15 protein-coding genes are annotated in these 18739 nt (G+C 65.1%); 10 read left to right on the top strand and 5 right to left on the bottom strand.

What is annotated here, in order from left to right; all coding sequences use genetic code 11:
* Nucleotides 1-144 precede the first annotated feature (144 nt).
* Nucleotides 145-2046, top strand: coding sequence for a molecular chaperone DnaK (dnaK, locus tag DX905_RS02820; protein WP_116089973.1), 1902 nt, complete (start codon nucleotides 145-147; stop codon nucleotides 2044-2046).
* A 59-nt stretch (nucleotides 2047-2105) separates the two neighbouring features.
* The gene (gene dnaJ / locus DX905_RS02815) at nucleotides 2106-3224 is read left to right on the top strand and encodes a molecular chaperone DnaJ (protein WP_116089972.1); all 1119 of its coding nucleotides are present in this window, start codon (nucleotides 2106-2108) and stop codon (nucleotides 3222-3224) included.
* Nucleotides 3225-3352: 128 nt separating this feature from the next.
* Here dnaJ and DX905_RS02810 read toward each other — a convergent pair whose 3' ends face one another.
* Complete coding sequence (locus DX905_RS02810; protein ID WP_116089971.1) at nucleotides 3353-3982, bottom strand: glutathione S-transferase family protein; 630 nt, start codon at nucleotides 3980-3982, stop codon at nucleotides 3353-3355.
* Nucleotides 3983-4081: 99 nt separating this feature from the next.
* On the opposite strand from DX905_RS02810, the gene rnr reads away from it, so the two are divergent.
* Together rnr and DX905_RS02800 are read left to right on the top strand one after the other, a co-directional pair.
* The gene (gene rnr, locus DX905_RS02805) at nucleotides 4082-6313 is read left to right on the top strand and encodes a ribonuclease R (protein WP_116089970.1); all 2232 of its coding nucleotides are present in this window, start codon (nucleotides 4082-4084) and stop codon (nucleotides 6311-6313) included.
* Nucleotides 6314-6324: 11 nt separating this feature from the next.
* Entirely contained in the window at nucleotides 6325-7338 is a 1014-nt protein-coding gene (locus DX905_RS02800) for a glycoside hydrolase family 5 protein (RefSeq protein ID WP_240320693.1), read from the top strand.
* A 14-nt stretch (nucleotides 7339-7352) separates the two neighbouring features.
* Here DX905_RS02800 and DX905_RS02795 read toward each other — a convergent pair whose 3' ends face one another.
* Both DX905_RS02795 and dcd read right to left on the bottom strand, forming a co-directional pair.
* Nucleotides 7353-8135, bottom strand: a complete 783-nt coding sequence (locus DX905_RS02795; protein WP_205412181.1) for an acid phosphatase — start codon at nucleotides 8133-8135, stop codon at nucleotides 7353-7355.
* 2 nt (nucleotides 8136-8137) lie between these two features.
* Entirely contained in the window at nucleotides 8138-8692 is a 555-nt protein-coding gene (gene dcd / locus DX905_RS02790; RefSeq protein ID WP_116089969.1) for a dCTP deaminase, read from the bottom strand.
* Nucleotides 8693-8763: 71 nt separating this feature from the next.
* On the opposite strand from dcd, the gene bla reads away from it, so the two are divergent.
* Nucleotides 8764-9627 (top strand): subclass B3 metallo-beta-lactamase, encoded by an 864-nt coding sequence (bla, locus tag DX905_RS02785; RefSeq protein WP_240320692.1) that lies wholly within the window; start codon nucleotides 8764-8766, stop codon nucleotides 9625-9627.
* A gap of 27 nt (nucleotides 9628-9654) precedes the next feature.
* Here bla and DX905_RS02780 read toward each other — a convergent pair whose 3' ends face one another.
* The gene (locus DX905_RS02780; protein ID WP_240320691.1) at nucleotides 9655-10119 is read right to left on the bottom strand and encodes a cytidine deaminase; all 465 of its coding nucleotides are present in this window, start codon (nucleotides 10117-10119) and stop codon (nucleotides 9655-9657) included.
* Nucleotides 10112-10597 (bottom strand): UPF0262 family protein, encoded by a 486-nt coding sequence (locus DX905_RS02775; RefSeq protein WP_116089968.1) that lies wholly within the window; start codon nucleotides 10595-10597, stop codon nucleotides 10112-10114. The genes DX905_RS02780 and DX905_RS02775 overlap by 8 nt, the downstream gene beginning before the upstream one ends.
* Nucleotides 10598-10709: 112 nt before the next feature.
* Here DX905_RS02775 and DX905_RS02770 point away from each other — a divergent pair, with 112 nt between their 5' ends.
* From DX905_RS02770 to DX905_RS02750, 5 genes are all read left to right on the top strand, one after another.
* A complete protein-coding gene (locus tag DX905_RS02770; protein WP_116092276.1) occupies nucleotides 10710-12212 on the top strand; it encodes a replicative DNA helicase in 1503 nt (500 codons plus the stop codon).
* A gap of 77 nt (nucleotides 12213-12289) precedes the next feature.
* Nucleotides 12290-15094, top strand: a complete 2805-nt coding sequence (locus DX905_RS02765) for a M16 family metallopeptidase (RefSeq protein WP_116089967.1) — start codon at nucleotides 12290-12292, stop codon at nucleotides 15092-15094.
* Between the two features lie 63 nt (nucleotides 15095-15157).
* Nucleotides 15158-15964 (top strand): HpcH/HpaI aldolase/citrate lyase family protein, encoded by an 807-nt coding sequence (locus DX905_RS02760; protein ID WP_116089966.1) that lies wholly within the window; start codon nucleotides 15158-15160, stop codon nucleotides 15962-15964.
* Between the two features lie 58 nt (nucleotides 15965-16022).
* Nucleotides 16023-17483 carry an IMP dehydrogenase gene (gene guaB, locus DX905_RS02755; protein ID WP_116089965.1) on the top strand — a complete coding sequence of 487 codons (1461 nt, stop codon included), beginning with the start codon at nucleotides 16023-16025 and terminating at the stop codon, nucleotides 17481-17483.
* A 51-nt stretch (nucleotides 17484-17534) separates the two neighbouring features.
* Nucleotides 17535-18716 (top strand): RsmB/NOP family class I SAM-dependent RNA methyltransferase, encoded by a 1182-nt coding sequence (locus DX905_RS02750; protein WP_116089964.1) that lies wholly within the window; start codon nucleotides 17535-17537, stop codon nucleotides 18714-18716.
* The last annotated feature ends 23 nt before the right edge of the window (nucleotides 18717-18739 follow it).

The following is an 18739-nucleotide window of genomic DNA, read 5'->3' as shown; positions in this document are numbered from 1 at the left end:
CACGGAAACAGCATGCGTTGCGTGTCTTGCGATGGCTTTTCCTCTCCCTATATCCCCCATGCAAGCCGTCGCCGGAACGGTTGCGCCCGCCTGTTGAGGGGGCGTGCCGGCGGCTGGAACAGGGTATTCGACAAGAGGATTACAATGGCCAAAGTTATCGGGATCGACCTGGGTACGACCAACAGCTGCGTCGCCGTCATGGAAGGTGGCAAGCCCAAGGTTATCGAGAATGCCGAAGGGGCGCGCACCACGCCCTCGATCGTCGCCTTCGCCAAGGATGGGGAGCGACTGATCGGTCAGCCGGCCAAGCGCCAGGCGGTGACCAACCCCGACAATACGATTTTCGCAGTGAAGCGCCTGATCGGCCGCCGCTTCGACGATCCGGTGACCAAGAAGGACACCGAGCTGGTTCCCTATCACATCGTCAAGGGCCCGAATGGCGACGCATGGGTCAAGGCGGGCGGCGAGGATTATTCGCCCAGCCAGATCTCCGCCTTCATCCTGCAGAAGATGAAGGAAACCGCCGAGAGCTATCTTGGCGAGACGGTGACCCAGGCGGTCATCACGGTGCCGGCTTATTTCAACGACGCGCAGCGCCAGGCGACCAAGGACGCCGGCCGCATCGCGGGCCTCGAAGTGCTGCGCATCATCAACGAGCCGACGGCGGCCGCGCTCGCCTACGGGCTCGAGAAGGATAACAACAAGACGATCGCGGTCTATGACCTTGGCGGCGGCACGTTCGACGTGTCGGTGCTCGAGATCGGCGACGGCGTGTTCGAGGTGAAGTCGACCAACGGCGACACCTTCCTCGGCGGCGAGGATTTCGACGCCAAGGTCGTCCAATATCTCGCCGACGAGTTCAAGAAGAGCGAAGGCATCGATCTCACCAAGGATCGCCTCGCGCTCCAGCGCCTCAAGGAAGCCGCCGAAAAGGCCAAGATCGAGCTGTCGTCCACCCAGACGACCGAGGTCAATCTGCCCTTCATCACCGCCGACGCGACCGGGCCGAAGCATCTCGTCAAGACGATCACGCGCGCCGATCTGGAGCGTCTGGTCGATGACCTGATCAAGCGCACGATCGATCCGATGAAGAAGGCGCTCGCCGATGCCGGCCTCAAGGCCGATCAGATCGACGAGGTCGTGCTCGTCGGCGGCATGACGCGCATGCCCAAGGTGCGCGACGCCGTGAAGGCCTTCTTCGGCAAGGAGCCGCATACCGGCGTCAACCCCGACGAAGTGGTGGCGATCGGCGCTGCGGTCCAGGCCGGCGTGCTCCAGGGTGACGTCAAGGACGTGCTGCTGCTCGACGTGACCCCGCTGTCGCTCGGCATCGAGACGCTCGGCGGTATTATGACGCGCATGATCGATCGCAACACGACCATTCCGACCAAGAAGTCGCAGACCTATTCGACGGCCGATGACAATCAGAATGCCGTCACGATCCGCGTCTTCCAGGGTGAGCGTGAGATGGCTGCCGACAACAAGATGCTCGGCCAGTTCGATCTCGTCGGCATCCCGCCGGCGCCGCGCGGCGTGCCGCAGATCGAGGTCACGTTCGACATCGACGCCAACGGCATCGTCAATGTCAGTGCCAAGGACAAGGGCACCGGCAAGGAGCAGCAGATCAAGATCCAGGCCTCGGGCGGCTTGTCCGACACCGACATCGATCAGATGGTGAAGGATGCCGAGCAGTTCGCCGAGGAGGACAAGAAGCGTCGTGCCGCGGCTGAGGCGAAGAACAATGCCGAAAGCCTGATCCACTCGACCGAGAGCCAGCTCAACGAGCATGGCTCGAAGCTCGATGCCGGCCTCAAGTCGGAGATCGAGACCGCGATCGCGGCTGCCAAGACGGCGGTCGAGAGCGGCGATCCCGATCAGATGACCGAAAAGACGAACGCGCTGACGCAGGTGGCGATGAAGATGGGCCAGACCATCTACCAGGCCGAGCAGGCCGCCGGTGCTGCGGCCGCCTCGGGTGAGGCTGACAAGCCTGCAGACGAGGATGTGGTCGACGCCGAATTCTCGGAAGTCGACGAGACGAAGTAAGCGAACCGTGACCAGCCCCTCTTCCGGAAGGAAGAGGGGCTTTCGCATCTGGGAAGTCGATGGCCGAAACTGATTTTTACGAACTGCTCGAGATCGAGCGGACTGCCGACGATAAGACGATCAAGTCGTCCTATCGGCGCCTTGCAATGGAATGCCATCCGGATCGCAATCCGGGCTGCGAGAAATCCGAGGCCAAGTTCAAGGCGATCAGCCAGGCCTATGACGTGCTCAAGGATCCGCAGAAGCGTGCCGCTTATGACCGTTTTGGCCATGCCGCGTTCCAGAATGGTGGTGGCGGAGGCCAAGGTCAGGGCTTCGAGGGCTTCTCCGACATTTTCGAGAATATCTTCGGCGAATTCATGGGCGGCGGCCGCGGCGGCGGCCGTTCATCGGTGCAGCGCGGCGCCGACCTGCGTTATGATCTCGAGATCGGGCTGGACGATGCCTATCACGGCAAGACCGAGGAAATCCGGGTCGATGTCGCGGCGATCTGCGATACGTGCGAAGGCACGGGGGCTAAGCCCGGCACATCGGCGCGCGGCTGCGCGACCTGCCATGGTCATGGCAAGGTACGCGCGCAACAGGGCTTCTTCGTGGTCGAGCGCGTCTGTCCGACCTGCCACGGCCGCGGCGAGGTTATCGCCGAATCCTGCGCCCAATGTCGTGGCGAGGGCCGGGTTGAGAAATCCAAGACGCTCCAGGTCAAGATTCCGCCGGGCGTCGACGAAGGCACGCGCATCCGGATGACGGGCGAGGGCGAGGCAGGCGCACGCGGAGCGCCGGCGGGCGACCTCTATATTTTCCTGCATCTTCGTCCTCACAGCCTGTTCCAGCGCGAGGGCACGACCTTGTTCGCGCGCGCGCCGATCAGCTTCAGCACCGCGGCACTGGGCGGTTCGATCACCGTTCCCGGTCTCGACGGCCAGGCGCACGAATTGCGCATTCCCGCGGGTATCCAGTCAGGCAAGCAGCTGCGCCAGCGCGGCGCGGGCATGCCGGTGCTCAACGGGCGTGGACAAGGCGATATGGTCGTGCAGATCGAGGTGGAAACGCCGACGCGGCTGACCGCGCGTCAGAAGGAGTTGCTCGAGGAATTCCGCGCCACCGAAACCGGTGAGGAATGCCCCGAAACCAGCGGCTTCTTTGCGCGTCTCAAGGGCATGCTGGGCGCGGATTAGGTAATCCATCCCTCCGTCACCCCGGGCTTGTTCCGGGGTCCACCGTTGAGAAAATTACCGCTGTGAAGATCATGGCGGAGTGGGTCCCGTAACACGTCCGGGATGACGGCATCCATCAATGGCGGCGGCTAATCCGCACCGCCTAATTTGAAAGCCTGATAAGCGTTCCGGAATTCGGGCAGCATTTCGCAGGCCTCCCAATGTCGCCGGAGCGCCCGGTAGCTGTCCAGGTCGAACAGGCCGGGATGCGCTTCGCGCAGAAAGCAGGTCATAGCGCCGAGCATGATGTCGGCATGGCTGAGTCGATCGCCAAACAGCCAGGAAGACGTGCGTGACGCGCGCTCGCGATCAAGCATGGCCAGAGTATCGCCGATTTGCCGATGCAGCCGCTGGGTCCACGCCGGCACCGCATCTTTATGGAAGGCGCGTTCGTAAATCAGGGCGACGCCTTTATCGGCGACACCCGTTGCAAACGCCGCCAGGCGCAGCACGTCGCGCTGCTGCGGCCAGCTGCGGTTGAGAAAGGCGCCGCCGCCGGCGAGATGATCGAGCAATTGAACGATCGTGCCGCTGTCGGTCATGGCCACGCCATCCGCGTCGATCAGGATCGGCACGCGCATCAGCGGACTGACCCGCGCGATCCTCTCGGCATCGCCTACGGCAGACCAGGGCCGGTGCTCGTAGGAAAAATCATAGAGCTGGAGCGTGATCGCCACGCGACGCACGAAGGGCGAATCATATTGCCCGATCAGGATCATTCAAACCCCCGTTTCCTGGTTTCGTTATAAGCCGAGGCCGCTGCCGCTGTCAGCGGGGCTTGAGTGGCGCCCGGCGCTTAGCCGCCCTATGGATGCGCTATGCCTCGCCGTCCCGCACCTGGCCTGCCCAGCCGCCAGCAAATCCTCGACCTGATCGCCAGCAGCGCGACCCCCACCGGCAAGCGCGAAATCGCGCGCGCCTTCGGGCTGCACGGCAATGAGAAGATCGCGCTCAAGGCGCTGCTCAAGGACATGGCCGACGAAGGCCTGATCGACAGCGCCCCGGGTCGTGCGTTCCACAAGATGGGCGGCGTGCCCAAGGTGACGGTGCTGCGCATCGTCGACGTCGCCGATGACGGTCAGGCATTCGGCGTGCCCGAGAGCTGGCATGCGGACGGCCCTCCGCCCAGGTTGCGCGTGATCGAGCGCGGCAAGCGCGAACGCGCGCTCGGCCCCGGAGACAGGATCCTGGCGCGCACCGAGGAGGCCGGCAACGGCTGGGTCGCGCATCCGATGAAACGGTTGGCGCGCGGCGAGGAACAGGTACTCGGCGTGCTCCACCAGGAAGGGGAGCGGTTGTGGCTCAAGCCGGTCGACAAGCGTGAACGGCGTGAGTTGATGGTGTCCGACGCCGGCGAGGCGCAGGCGGGGGATCTCGTCTTGGCGGAGAAAGCGGGGCGGCCGCCGCGTATAACCGCGCGCGTGGTTGAGCGGCTGGGCGAACCGTTCGCGCCGCGCAGCTTCAGCCTGATCGCGATCCACAAGCATAATATCCCGGACCGCTTTTCCGAGGACACGATCGCCGAGGCGATCCGCGTCGCCCACCTACCGCTCGGTGAGCAGCGCGAGGATCTGCGCCATCTGCCGATCGTCGCGATCGATCCTGCCGATGCGCGCGACCACGACGATGCGGTCTGGGCGACGGCGGACGACGATCCCGCCAATCCGGGCGGCTTCCTGGCGATCGTCGCGATTGCTGACGTTAGTTTCTACGTCCGCCCGGGCTCCGATCTCGATCGCGAGGCGCGGCGGCGCGGCAACAGCGTCTATTTTCCCGATCGGGTTGTCCCGATGCTGCCGGAGGAATTGTCCGCCGATATTTGCTCGCTCAAGCAGGGGGCGGATCGGGCGGCCCTCGTCTGCCATCTCGTCATTTCGGCAGATGGCGCGCTCAAAAGCTGGAAATTCACCAGAGCGGTTATCCGGGTCGCCGCGAACATCGCCTATGAGGATGCGCAGGCGGCGGTCGATGCCGACAGCGGTCCTCTTCTTGAAGAAGCGCTCAAGCCATTGTGGGCATGTTGGGCAGCGCTTGCCAGGGCGCGCGACAAGCGGGCGCCGCTGGACTTGGACCTGCCGGAGCGGCGCGTCGTGCTGGACGAGAAAGGCCGCATCCTCTCGGTCGCGCCGCGCGAGCGGCTCGATGCCCATCGGCTCATCGAGGATTATATGATCGCCGCCAACGTCGCTGCTGCCAAGGCGCTCGAGGCGAAGAAGGCGCCGGTGATGTACCGCATCCACGAGCCGCCAAGTCGCGAGAAGCTGGTGGCGCTCAAGGAATATCTCGATACGTTCGCCATCAGCTTCGCGCTGGGCCAGGTGATCAAGCCCAACACCTTCAATCAATTGCTGGAGCGGGTCGGGGAGCGCGACGAGCGCCCGCAGATCATGGAACAGGTGCTGCGTACCCAAACCCAGGCTTATTATGGTCCCGCCAATGCCGGCCATTTCGGGCTAGCGCTTGGCAGCTATGCGCATTTCACCAGTCCGATCCGGCGTTATGCCGACTTGCTCGTCCATCGCGCGCTGGTCGGTGCCTATAATCTCGCGCCTGCGGTCAAGGAAACGCGGCTGCCGGCGGAGGATGAGGACGCCTTCGTGCGGATCGGCGAGGCGATCAGCGCCGCCGAGCGCCGCGCGATGGAGGCCGAGCGGGAGACGGTCGATCGTTATGTGGCGGCCTATCTGTCGACCCGCGTCGGCGATTTGGTCCACACACGCATTACGGGCGTGCAGCCGTTCGGCTTCTTCGCCACCGTTGAAGGGCTGGGCGGCGATGGGCTGGTGCCGGTATCGACGCTTGGCCGGGAATATTTCCGCTACGATGAAGCGTCGCAAGCGCTGGAAGGCGAGCAGAGCGGGACGCGTTACACGTCCGGCATGAAGCTCAAGCTGCGGCTGGCGGAAGCCAATCCCATCTCCGGCGCCTTACGCTTCGAAGTGGAGAATGCCGACGGCACAGGGGCGCAGTCACGCCCCAACCGCAGCGATCGCACCGCACCTCGACGCGGCCGCCCCGGCAACATACGGCATACCAACAGGCGCAGATAAGGGAGAGCGTTATGCGGAGGATGTGGAGCTTGCTGGCCGGGTTGCTACTCGCCGCCGCGGGGATGAGCCCCGCGCAAGCCGCGCCTCCCGCACCTTCCGCCTGGGACCAGAACCGCACCTTGGGGCGTGGGGTCAACATCATCGGTTACGATCCGCTGTGGAAGGATTTCCGGCAAGGTCGCTTCAAGGCCTACCATTTCCAGAAGATCCGGGACGCGGGCTTCTCGACGGTGCGGATCGTGCTCCAGTCGTTCGCGCATATGGACGCGCACAACCGGCTCGATGACAAATGGCTCGGCACGCTGGATTGGGCAATTAGCGGTGCCACGAAAGCCGGGCTCAACGTGATTGTCGACGAACATGATTTCAATCTGTGCAGCGAGCGTCCGGACGATTGCCATGCAAAGCTGATCGCCTTCTGGACCCAGGTGGCGCGTCACCTGCGCAAGCGCGGCGACAATGTCCTGTTCGAGCTTTTGAACGAACCCCACGCGCCGCTCGATGCGGCAAAATGGAATGCCATGCTGGGCGAGTTGATTCCCCTGGTGCGTACCACCAACCCCACCCGTACGCTGGTGATCGGGCCGACCCAGTGGAACAACTTTCATCAGCTCGATACGCTGAAGCTGCCGGAGAAAGACCGGCGCATCATCGTAACCTTTCATTATTACGATCCGATGCGCTTCACCCACCAGGGCGCGAGCTGGGTCCCCGAGTTCGCCAATGTCTCGGGCGTGACCTGCTGTACACCGGAGGAGCGTGCGCGGGTCGATCAAGATTTCGACACGGTTGCGGCCTGGTCGAAGGCGCACGACCGGCCGATCCTGCTGGGCGAATTCGGTGCACGCGAGGGCGGAGACATGAATTCGCGCGTGGCGTGGACGAGCGCGGTCGCCCGCTCGGCCGAACGGCACGGCTTTGCCTGGGCCTATTGGCAGTTCGACAGCGACTTCATCGTCTGGGACATGAAGAAAGACGAATGGGTTCGTCCCATCCTCGGCGCGCTCATCCCCGGCAAGGGATGAACGCTTTTTCATGACTATTTTCTCAGCCCCGTGAGCACTGAGGGGGTGCTGAGCGCCATCTCGGTCGAGCAGGCTCCGGCTTCGGGCGCCAAGGCCGGATTGGCGCGCGCCGCCACCAATTCCCGGCGAGCTGCGACGAGATCCGCCTGATAGGCGGCCGTCGCGCGGATCGCCTGCATCGTCGCTGAGGCGCCAGTGCGGCCTGCATCGACAGCGCTCATATTGTGGGCGCCGCAGACGATGCGACTTTCGCCATAGGCGCGTGCCCGGATCAGGATCGGCGTCGCGCGGTCCGGCTCGAGCTCGGACAGGATTAGCCCGAACGTCCAGCCGCGTGTCGTATGGCCCGATGGGTAATCATAGCTTTTGGCCAGATCCTCCTTCGACTCACAGGTCGGCCCCTTGTCGATCAGGAAGGGGCGGAGCCGCTTCCAATGATCCTTGGCGGCATTGTTGGCACGCGCGGTATCGGCATTGGCGGCAACGAGCAGGCGATGCGTGGCCGGCGTCGCCTCCGGCGACAATGTCGTTCCCGCGGCGCAGCTGAAATCCTTCTCGACCTCGATCACGGACGAGGGGACATCATCCGTGGCGAGTCGGCCGCGCGGCGTATCGAGCATCGCCCGCGTCGCCTTGAATACCCTGCGGTCGGCCGCGTAGCGTATGTCGCCCTTGACCGGGGCGGGGGGCACGATCGTCGTGAGATCGAACACCTGATCGAGATAGCCGGGCACGGGCGTGGCCGCGATCGCCAGCCCCGCAAACGCTGCCAGCGCGGGTACGGTGAACTGCTTCATCATCATAGCCGTGGCAGCGTCACGCCGGTCTGCGACATATATTTCCCCGCCCGGTCGGCATAGCTCACCTCGCACGGCTCATTGCCCTTGAGGAACAGGAACTGGCAGGCGCCTTCATTGGCATAGATTTTCGCCGGCAAGGGCGTGGTGTTCGAGAATTCGAGCGTCACATGTCCCTCCCAACCGGGCTCCAGCGGCGTCACGTTCACGATGATGCCGCAGCGTGCATAGGTCGATTTGCCGAGGCAGATGACGAGCACGTCGCGCGGCACCCGGAAATATTCGACCGTGCGCGCGAGCGCGAAACTGTTGGGCGGGATGATGCACACTTGTGTCTTGCGGTCGACGAAGCTGTTGTGAGCGAAGTCCTTCGGATCGACCAACGCATTGTCGACATTGGTGAATATCTTGAACTCGTCCGAAACACGCGCGTCGTAACCGTAGGACGACAGGCCGTAGCTGATGCAGCCATCGCGCCGCTGGGCCTCCACGAACGGTTCGATCATGGCATGATTATGCGCCTGCTCGCGGATCCAGCGGTCGGATTGGATGGACATAAAGGCGCTCGCTGCGATTAAGACGGTACAGGGCTTTTGCCGGAAAGGCGGCCAAGGGCAAGGGGAGCGAGATGCGCGGGATCGGGGTTGCGATTGCGATTGGGGGAATGCTCACGGTGGCGGGGGCGGCGCAGGCGGATTGGCCTTCCGCATGGCATGAGCCGACCGAGCCATTTCACGTCGTCGGCAACGTCTATTATGTCGGCAGCAAGGGGCTGGCAGCCTATCTGCTCGTTTCGCCGCACGGTAATATCTTGATCGACGGCACCATGGCCCAGAATGTGCCTGCGATCGAACGCAACATCGCCAAGCTTGGCTTCCGCGTCCGTGACGTGAAGCTATTGCTCAACACCCATGCGCATTTCGATCACGCCGCGGGGCTGGCTGCGCTCAAGCGCGACAGCGGCGCCAAATTGCTCGCCAGCGCCGCCGACCGCCCAATCCTGGAGAGCGGCCATATCCGGGTGGAGAACAGCAACGATCTTCCCGATTTTCCGCCGGTGAAGGTCGATGGGCTGGTGAGCAACGGCCAGGTCGTTCGGCTTGGGCCGATCGCGTTGAAGGCGACGCTGACGCCGGGGCATACACCGGGTTGCACGAGTTGGAGCACCATTGTTCAGGACAAGGGGCGCCGCCTCGCAGTCGTTTTCCCATGCAGCATCACCACGGCGGGCAACAAATTGATCGGCAACAAGGGCTATCCGGGCATCGTCGCCGATTATCGCCTGACCTTCGCCCGCCTTGGGGCGATGAAGGCCGACGTCGTGCTGACCGCACATCCGGAGCTTTCCGACGTGCTCGGCCGGGCCGCCCGGCGCCGGGACGAATCGCCGGAGGCTTTCATCGACCGAAACCTCCTGCCCAAGCTGGTCGGCGATGCGCGCGCGCAGTTCGAGGCGGACTTGAGGCAGGAGCAGGGCGCGTCGGCTCGTTGAGGTTGGCGGCCCGCAAGATCCGCGACGTCAGCTAATTCCCAGATCGCCGGGGCCGAACGCGAACGGAAGCAGTTCCGACAGGAGATGGCGCCGCATGACGGCCCCGTCGGCCGAGCCGCAATAGATGATGATATCGCGGCGCCCCATGTCGGCGGCCTCGTTGAGAATCTGGCGGCAGCGGCCGCACGGATAGATGGGGGTTTCGCCCTCGATGCCCGTCGCGGTCATGGCGCCGCCGACGATGCCGATCGCCACCACGTGCTTGAGCCGCCCGGCGACATTGGCCGCGGCCAACGCCACTGTCTCGGCGCATAGCGACAGGCCATAGCTCGCATTCTCGAAATTGGTGCCGGGGATGATCGTCCCATCGTCCAGCAGCAAAGCGGCGCCGACCGCAAATCTGGAATAAGGCGCATGCGCGTTCTTCGCGGCATCCAGCGCATGGTCGATCAGCACGCGGCCGGCGACATCCTCGATCGGTACCTCAGCCACGAATGTGCAGCGCCGTGATCAACGTGAACAGGCGTCGCGCGGTTTCGAAATCGATCGCCACCTTATTCTCCAGACAATCCACCAAAAGTTCGGCGCCGCCATTGTGGATAGCCCGCCGGGCCATGTCGATCGTCTCGATCTGCGCCGGCTGCGCCTGCTGGCCGAGCGCCTGGAAATAGCTCTCGCAGATCGCAAAATAATCTTTGATCGGCCGCCGAAAGCGGGTGAGCCCAAGCTTGATCGTCTCCAGCGGCTGCTTGTCGGCGTCCGCGATATCGATCGCAAGCCGCCCTTCCTCGACGCGCAGGCCCACCCGATAGGGGCCGTGAAACCCCCGTTCGATCGGCCGACGGGGTTCGAAGCGATTGCCGGCCAGCAAATCGTGGATCGCAACCTGGCGCTCGCGGTCGATCTCGATCGCGCGCGTCGGGAAGGTGTCGTCGTCCAGTTCGATCGCAATGATGCGCGGGTCCGCCATGCGCCCCGCTTATCGCCGCTCCCCCAGCTTGGCAAAACATGCCCGCCTTTACCGTTATCCACAGGCCGAAGAATCATGGCAGCGCGACGCGTTTTGCATCATTGATCAGCCTATGGCCGAACCGATCAGATTAGTGACCACGCAGCCGCCTGAAGGCGGACCGCCGGCGCTTCCGCAGAATGTCGAAGCGGAAGCGGCGCTGCTGGGCGCGCTCATGATCGACAACCGGCTGGTGGAGGACGTCCAGCTCAAATTGCGCCCCGAACATTTCTTCGAGCCGGTGCATGGCCGGATCTACGAAGCGATCCTGCGCATGACCGACCGCAATATGGTCGCCAATCCGGTCACGTTGCGGCCGATGTTCGAAGCCGACATCGAGCTTAAGGAACTGGGCGGCCCGTCCTACCTGGCGCAGCTTACCGGATCCGGCGCTGCCCTGATCGGCGCGCGCGATTTTGCCGCGCAGGTCTATGATCTCGCTCTGCTGCGGGCGCTGATCGGCGTTGGCCGCGACATGGTCGAGAAAGCGGTCGACACGTCCGAATCGGTCGATCCGAAAAACCAGATCGAGGAGGCCGAAGTCGCGCTCTACCGCGTGGCGGAAGAGGGCGGCGAGCAGGGTTCGGTCAAGACGTTCGGCCAGGCGACCAAACTCGCCGTCGAACAGGCCGAGCGCGCGCTCAATTCGGGCGGGCACGTCTCGGGCGTCACGACCGGGCTCGACAGCGTCAACTCGAAGATGGGCGGCCTCCACCCGTCCGATCTGATCATCCTCGCTGGCCGCCCGGGCATGGGCAAGACCTCGCTTGCCACGAACATCGCCTTCAACGCCGCGCGCCGGCTGACGCGCGACCGCGAGGATGGCATTCCCGACGAGAAGTCGGTCGGTGCGGCGGTCGCCTTCTTCAGCCTCGAAATGTCGGCGGATCAGCTGGCGACGCGCATCCTGTCGGAGAATTCGGGGATCAGCTCCGAAAATCTGCGCATGGGCAAGATCAGCCAGCAGGATTTCCGCAACCTTGCCCGCGCTGCCGCCGAGCTGGAGAATCTCCCGCTGTACATCGACGATACGCCCGGCCTGACGATCGCGGCACTGCGCACCCGCGCGCGCCGGCTCAAGCGCCAGCGCGGGATCGGCATGATCGTGGTCGATTACCTCCAGCTGCTGCAGGGTTCGGGCAAGAATTCCGGCGAAAACCGCGTCCAGGAGATTTCCGAGATCAGCCGCGGCCTGAAACAGCTCGCCAAGGAATTGTCGGTGCCGGTGATGGCTTTGTCCCAGCTCAGCCGCGCGGTCGAAAGCCGCGAGGACAAACGGCCGCAATTGTCGGATCTGCGCGAATCCGGGTCGATCGAGCAGGACGCCGACATCGTGCTGTTCGTCTATCGCGAGGAATATTATGTCGCGGCGCGCGAGCCGAAACGGCCGGGCGAGGGCGACGATGCCAAGTCGTTCGAGGCGCATGACCAATGGATGCGCGATATGGAACGCGCCTTCGGTTTGTGCGAACTGATCATCGCCAAGCAGCGCCATGGCGCGACCGGCAAGGTGAAGCTCAAGTTTGAAAATCGCATCACCAAGTTCAGCGACTTGGCGGACGACTATGCCGGCTGAGTGGTTGCCGGCCGCCAAGCCTCTTTTCTTCCCCGCAGCTTAGGCGCACGAAGCGCGATCATCTGTCAGGAGCATCCATGCGCCTCGTTTCGCTCGCCGCGCTCGCCAGCGCCCTTCTGGTCACCGCTCCCGTTCTCGCGGCGCCCGCCACGATCGCGCCGCTCTCCTTCACCGAGCGTACCCTGCCCAACGGCCTGCGCGTCTTCGCCATGCCCGATGCGAGCGGCACCAGCGTTTCGGTCCAGGTCTGGTACGATGTCGGCGGTCGCGACGATCCGCGCGGCCGGTCTGGTTTCGCGCATCTGTTCGAACATCTCATGTTCAAGGCGACGCGCAACATGCCGGCCGAGACGATGGACCGGCTGACGGAGGATGTCGGGGGCAACAACAATGCCTCGACCGATGACGATTTCACCGAATATCACGAGGTTGCGCCCGCCAATCATCTCGAACGTCTGATCTGGGCGGAGGCGGAGCGGATGGGTGCGTTGGTGATCGATCAGCCGACCTTCCTGGCCGAACGCGACGTGGTGAAGGAAGAGCTGCGGGGCGACGCCGCCCGCCCCTATGACAGCCTGTTTCGCCTTAACCTCCCGGCGGCGAGCTATGCCGTCAGCTCCTATGCCCGCTCGCCGATCGGCAGCATCGCCGATCTTGATGCCGCCACGGTCGAGGACGTCCGCGCCTTCCACGCGCAATATTACCGGCCCGACAATGCGGTGCTGGTCGTTTCCGGCAATTTCAACCCTGCCGATCTCAACAGGTGGGTGGACAAATATTTCGGTGCCGTCGCGCGCCCGAGCTGGGCGATCCCGCATAATTTCGTGAACGAGCCGGCGCGCGCGGCCGGCCGTCGCTACACGCTGCATGCCCCCAATACGCCGCTGCCCGCCGTGATCCTGAGCTGGCAGCTTCCCCCCGCGACCGATCCCGATCACGCCGTCATCAACGTGTTGGACGGAATACTTTCGGGCGGCGAGAGCGCACGTTTCTATCAATCCCTGGTCTATCGCGATCAGGTCGCGGCGGAAGCCGGGGTCTCGGCCGATCTGCGCAAGGGGCCCGGCATGTTCTCCGCCTATGCGATCGTCGCCGGCGGCAAGACTGCCGAAGCGGTCGAAGCGGCGCTGCGCCGCGAGATCGCGCTGGTCCGCGATAAGCCCGTCGCGGCGGCCGAGTTGACGCGCGTCAAGAACCAGATCGTGACCTCGGCGCTCAAGGAGCGCGAAACCGCCGAAGGGCGCGCGAGCACGCTTGCTTCCAGCGTCATCATCGAGCGGGACCCGCATGCAGCCGATAAGCGCATCGCGCAGATTCAGGCGGTCACGGCCGCCGATGTGCAGCGCGTCGCGCGCAAGCTGCTGGCCGACAATGGCGCGGTGACGATCACCTATCTTCCGGCCGCCCCTGGCGCGGCGGCGGACGCTCTGCCGGTTGCGGCAACGGTCGCGACGACGCCGCTGGTGGCTCCGCCGCAGGTGCCGGTCGTGGTGGCTGCCAGCGCCGACGCGCGCGTCCAGCCACCCGCCCCGGGTGCGCCGGTGACGCCCGTCTTGCCGGTCCCGGTCGAGCGTCGCCTTGCCAATGGCATGCGGCTGGTCGTGATCGAGCGGCACGCGCTACCGATCGTCACCGCCTATATGGTTGCGGGCGGCGGCTCCTCGACCGATCCGGTTGGCCGCGGCGGCGTCGCCGAGCTTACCGCCGACCTTCTCACCAAGGGTACCGCGACCCGCTCCGCGACAGATATCGTGCGCGAGGTGGAGACGTTGGGCGGTGCCATTGGCGGCGATGCGGTGCGCGACGGCATGTTCCTGTCGCTGACCGTCAAGTCGGACCAGCTCACACCCGCCATGAACGTATTCGCGGATGTCGCGATGCATCCGTCCTTCAAGCCGGAAGAACTGGAGCGCGAGCGTAGCCAGGCTCTTGACGGCCTGAAGGTGGCGTACAGTGAACCAGGCCAGCTCGCGTCGATGGTGTCGTCGCGCGCCGTCTATGGGCTCGGGCCGTACGGCAGGCCGGCCAATGGCACGCCCGCCTCGCTCGGCGCGATCCGTCGCGACGACGTCGTTGCCGGCTACGGAATTCATTGGCGGCCGGACACGACGACCCTGGTGATGGCCGGCGACATCAGCCCCGATCAAGCACAGCAAGTGGCCGAACGTCTGTTCGGGGGTTGGGCCAAGCCCAACACGCCGCCAGCGCCTCCTCCTGCGCCCGGCGCCCCGGCTGCGCCGAGCACGCTGGTGATCGATATGCCGCAGTCTCCGCAGGCCGCCGTGGTGCTGGCGCGCGTCACGATTGCGCGCAACGATCCGCGTTATTACCCGATGGTCGTGGCCGAACAGGCGCTCGGCGGCGGTTACAGCGCGCGGCTCAATCAGGAGATCCGCGTCAAACGGGGGCTGGCTTACGGCGCCGGATCCTCCTTCCAGGCGCGCCGTGCCCCGGGCCCGCTCGCGGCATCGACCCAGACCAAGAATGAGACGGTGCCCGACGTCATCGACCTGATCAACAGCCAGATGACATTGATGGGCAGCGAGCTGGTGCCCACGGCCGAGCTCGATGCCCGCAAGGCCACTCTGATCGGTGCGTTCGGTCGTCAGGTCGAGACGACCGATGGCCTGGCCGGCTACGCGGCCGGGCTCGTGCTGGAAGACGTGCCGCTGGCGGAAATCGCGCGCTATTCGGCGGCGGTCAACGCAGTGACGCCCGACCAGGTTCGAAGCGTCTCGCAGGAATTGATCGACCCGAAGCCCGCGAGCGTGATCGTGGTGGGTGATGCTGCCCAGTTCCTGCCCAAGCTCCAGGCGAAAGGGGTGAAGGCGGACGTGATACCGTTGAGCAAGCTCAACCTGGACAGCCCGACCTTGCAATAGCCACGGCCGCCATGAGCATCACCTTCCCGACTTGCCACGCCGCCCGCTCGGACAGATGCGCGCATGCTTGACGCCATCCGCTCCGCATTATTCCTGCCGGCATCCAATCCACGCGCCATAGAAAAGGCGCGAACGCTGACCTGCGATCTCGTCATCCTCGATCTCGAGGATGCGGTCGCCGACGCTGACAAGGATGCCGCGCGCGCGGGTGCTGTGGCCGCCGCAGGCACGGACTGGGGCGGGCGCCTGCTGGCGGTGCGCCTCAACGGGCCGGGAGCATGGCATGAAGCCGATGTGGCGGCATTGGCGGGCTTGCCGGGCCTCGACCTGATCGTCGTCCCCAAGGTTGAACTGCCGGAATATGCCGAAGCGCTCGCCGGCCGCCTCGCCAGGCCATTGATGGCCATGATCGAGACGCCTGCGGGCGTCTACGCCGCCCGCGAGATTGCCGGGTCAAGCCAAATCGTGGGGCTGCTTGCCGGATCGAACGACCTCGCTGCAAGCTTGCGCCTGCCCGCCGGTTCCGGACGGGAAGGGCTCGGCCTGGCGCTGCAGTCGATTGTGCTGGCAGCGCGCGCGGCGGGAATAATGGCGCTGGACGGCGTGTTCAACGCCCTCGACGACGGGCCTGGCTTTGAGGCGGATTGCCGTGCCGGCCGCGCGATCGGCTTCGACGGCAAGAGCCTGATCCACCCCGGTCAGATCGAAGCTGCCAACCGCGTCTTCGGTCCTTCCCCGCAGGAGATCGAGGAGGCCGAGGCCCTGATCGCTGCCGCGACCGGTGGCGCCGAGCGTTTTCGCGGCCGGATGATCGAGACGATGCATGTCGATGCGGCGCGCCGTGCGCTGAAGCGAGCCGGGCTGGCCTAGCGTCCTGCCCATACGCCGCCTATATGGCCCCGAATCCTTCTTACATCCGCGGGGATTCATGACCATCGAGCTCGGCCTTACTTTTGACGACGTGCTACTCCGGCCCGGCGCGTCGGAGGTGTTGCCGACAGCAGCCGACACCAGCACGCGCGTGACCCGTGAAATCGGCCTCATGATCCCCTTCATGTCGTCGGCGATGGACACCGTGACCGAGGCCGACATGGCGATCGTGATGGCGCAGCTGGGCGGCATTGGCGTCCTCCACCGGAATCTCGAGATCGAGGAACAGGCCGCCGCGGTACGCGCGGTCAAAAGGTTCGAAAGCGGCATGGTCGTAAACCCGATCACGCTGACGCCCACCCAGACCCTGGCCGAGGCGCGCGCCTTGATGGAGCGCCATCACATTTCCGGCTTCCCGGTGGTGGAGCCCAACGGCAAGCTCGTCGGCATCCTCACCCATCGCGACATGCGCTTTGCCGAGCGTCCCGATCAGACGGTGGCCGAACTGATGACGAGCCAGAATCTCGCGACGGTCAGCGCCGGAGTGAGCTCGGCCGATGCCCAGCGGCTGCTTCACCAGCGCAGGATCGAAAAGCTGCTGGTGGTCGACGAAGCCTATCGCTGCGTCGGCCTGATCACGGTCAAGGATATCGAGAAAGCGGTCACCTATCCGACCGCGACCAAGGACGGAACCGGCCGCCTGCGCGTCGCCGCCGCGACCACGGTCGGCGATAAGGGTTATGCCCGCACCGAGGCGCTCGTCGACGCCGAATGCGATCTGATCGTGATCGACACCGCGCATGGTCACAACAAGGAAGTCGCGCGCGCGGTGGAGCGGGTGAAGCGCCTGTCCAATTCGATCCAGATCATCGCCGGCAACGTCGCCACTGCGGAGGCGACGCGCGCGCTGATCGATGCCGGTGCGGACGGGATCAAGGTCGGCATCGGGCCGGGATCGATCTGCACCACCCGCGTCGTCGCCGGTGTCGGCGTGCCGCAGCTAACCGCCGTGATGGAAGCGGCCGAGGAAGCGTGGAAGTCGAACGTGCCGATTATCGCCGATGGCGGCCTGCGCACCTCCGGCGACGTCGCCAAGGCGCTCGCGGCGGGCGCATCCAGCGTGATGGTCGGTTCGCTGCTGGCGGGTACCGATGAAGCGCCGGGAGAAACCTTTCTTTATCAGGGGCGTGCGTTCAAATCCTATCGCGGCATGGGATCGGTCGGCGCGATGGCGCGCGGCTCGGCGGACCGTTATTTCCAGCAGGAAGTACGCGATCAGCTAAAGCTGGTGCCGGAAGGTATCGAGGGCCAGGTCCCCTATAAGGGCCCCGCCAAGGACGTGATCCATCAGCTCGTCGGCGGCGTGAAGGCGGCGATGGGCTATACCGGCGCCGCGACGCTCGAAGAATTGCGCCAGCGCGCCCGTTTCGTGCGCATCACCAACGCCGGCCTGCGCGAAAGCCATGTCCACGACGTCACGATCACGCGCGAGGCGCCCAATTATCCATCGCTGGGATAATAAAACCACCTCCCGCTTGCGGGAGGTGTCAGGGGAGGGCAGTCGGTTCGCATGACTCCCTCCGCCCGCCTCCAGGCCGCGATCGACATCATCGATCAGGTGACCTTCGCCGCCCGATCCGGCGGGGCGGCCGCCGACACGCTGATCGCGCGCTATTTCAAGACGCGGCGTTATGCCGGGTCGAAGGATCGTCGGGCCGTGCGCGAACTGGCTTATGCCGCCATTCGCCGCGCGGGCGAGGTGCCGGAAAGCGGGCGCGCCGCCCTGATCGGACTTGCTCGGGACCGTCCCGAACTGCTCGCTTTGTTTGACGGATCGCCGCATTGCCCGGCGCCGATCGCCCCCGGTGAGATAGCCGCACCGGCCGGCATCGCGCCCGCCTGGCTCGTCGACAAATTGGCGGGGACGCTGGGGCCGGACGAGTTGCCCGCTTTGCTCGGACGCGCGCCGCTCGATCTGCGCGTCAATCGCCTCAAGGCGACGCGCGATGCGATCATGGTGGAGCTCCCTGACGCGGTGCCCGGCTCATTGTCGCCCGATGCGCTACGCCTGCCTGAGGGCACCAATGTCGAAACCCTGCCGGCCTTCAATCAGGGCCGGATCGAGGTGCAGGACGAAGGCAGCCAGCTGATCGCCGCCGCCTGCGGCGCCACGCCGGGAGCGAATGTGGTCGATCTGTGCGCAGGAGCGGGCGGCAAGACGCTTGCTCTGGCCGCGGCAATGCGCGGCGAGGGCCATCTGATCGCCTGTGATGTCGACCGCGCGCGGCTATCGCGCTTGCCGGCGCGCGCCGAGCGTGCCGGCGCGCATAATATCCAGCTTCGCCTGCTCGATGCCGGCCGCGAACGCGCGGGCCTGGGCGACCTTGCCGCCGCCGCCGACATTGTGCTGATCGACGCGCCCTGCTCGGGTACTGGCACGTGGCGGCGCAATCCGGAGGCGCGCTGGCGCCTCACGCCGGCGCGGCTCGATCGGCTGCGGGAGACCCAGGCGCAGGTACTCGCGATCGGCGCCACTTTGGTCAAACCGGGCGGCCGTTTGGTCTATGCGGTCTGTTCGCTGCTCGACGAGGAAGGCAAGGCACAGGTCGACGCCTTCCTCGCGGTCAATCCGGGCTGGGCGCCCGCCGATCCGCTCTCCGCCGGCCGGCGTCATGGTCTCGGCCGTCGTTTGACGCCCGCATACGATGCCACGGACGGCTTTTTCATCGCGGCGCTCACCGCCCCATGCTAAACCCGGGACAATCCCGCTTTGTG

It is taken from the genome of Sphingomonas crusticola (assembly GCF_003391115.1).
Classification (GTDB): Bacteria; Pseudomonadota; Alphaproteobacteria; order Sphingomonadales; family Sphingomonadaceae; genus Sphingomonas_I; species Sphingomonas_I crusticola.
Note: the sequence above shows the minus strand (reverse complement) of the source record. Positions and strands in the feature narration are given on the sequence as shown.

What these genes read in the sequence shown, in the direction of transcription:
- dnaJ (WP_116089972.1), top strand. Translation starts at nt 2,106, where the DNA reads ATGGCCGAAACTGATTTTTACGAACTGCTCGAGATCGAGCGGACTGCC.
- DX905_RS02750 (WP_116089964.1), top strand. Translation starts at nt 17,535, where the DNA reads ATGACTCCCTCCGCCCGCCTCCAGGCCGCGATCGACATCATCGATCAG.
- DX905_RS02810 (WP_116089971.1), bottom strand. Translation starts at nt 3,982, where the DNA reads ATGATCCTGATCGGGCAATATGATTCGCCCTTCGTGCGTCGCGTGGCG.
- DX905_RS02760 (WP_116089966.1), top strand. Translation starts at nt 15,158, where the DNA reads ATGCTTGACGCCATCCGCTCCGCATTATTCCTGCCGGCATCCAATCCA.
- bla (WP_240320692.1), top strand. Translation starts at nt 8,764, where the DNA reads ATGCGCGGGATCGGGGTTGCGATTGCGATTGGGGGAATGCTCACGGTG.
- DX905_RS02770 (WP_116092276.1), top strand. Translation starts at nt 10,710, where the DNA reads ATGGCCGAACCGATCAGATTAGTGACCACGCAGCCGCCTGAAGGCGGA.
- DX905_RS02795 (WP_205412181.1), bottom strand. Translation starts at nt 8,135, where the DNA reads ATGAAGCAGTTCACCGTACCCGCGCTGGCAGCGTTTGCGGGGCTGGCG.
- guaB (WP_116089965.1), top strand. Translation starts at nt 16,023, where the DNA reads ATGACCATCGAGCTCGGCCTTACTTTTGACGACGTGCTACTCCGGCCC.
- dnaK (WP_116089973.1), top strand. Translation starts at nt 145, where the DNA reads ATGGCCAAAGTTATCGGGATCGACCTGGGTACGACCAACAGCTGCGTC.
- DX905_RS02765 (WP_116089967.1), top strand. Translation starts at nt 12,290, where the DNA reads ATGCGCCTCGTTTCGCTCGCCGCGCTCGCCAGCGCCCTTCTGGTCACC.
- dcd (WP_116089969.1), bottom strand. Translation starts at nt 8,692, where the DNA reads ATGTCCATCCAATCCGACCGCTGGATCCGCGAGCAGGCGCATAATCAT.
- rnr (WP_116089970.1), top strand. Translation starts at nt 4,082, where the DNA reads ATGCCTCGCCGTCCCGCACCTGGCCTGCCCAGCCGCCAGCAAATCCTC.
- DX905_RS02800 (WP_240320693.1), top strand. Translation starts at nt 6,325, where the DNA reads ATGCGGAGGATGTGGAGCTTGCTGGCCGGGTTGCTACTCGCCGCCGCG.
- DX905_RS02775 (WP_116089968.1), bottom strand. Translation starts at nt 10,597, where the DNA reads ATGGCGGACCCGCGCATCATTGCGATCGAACTGGACGACGACACCTTC.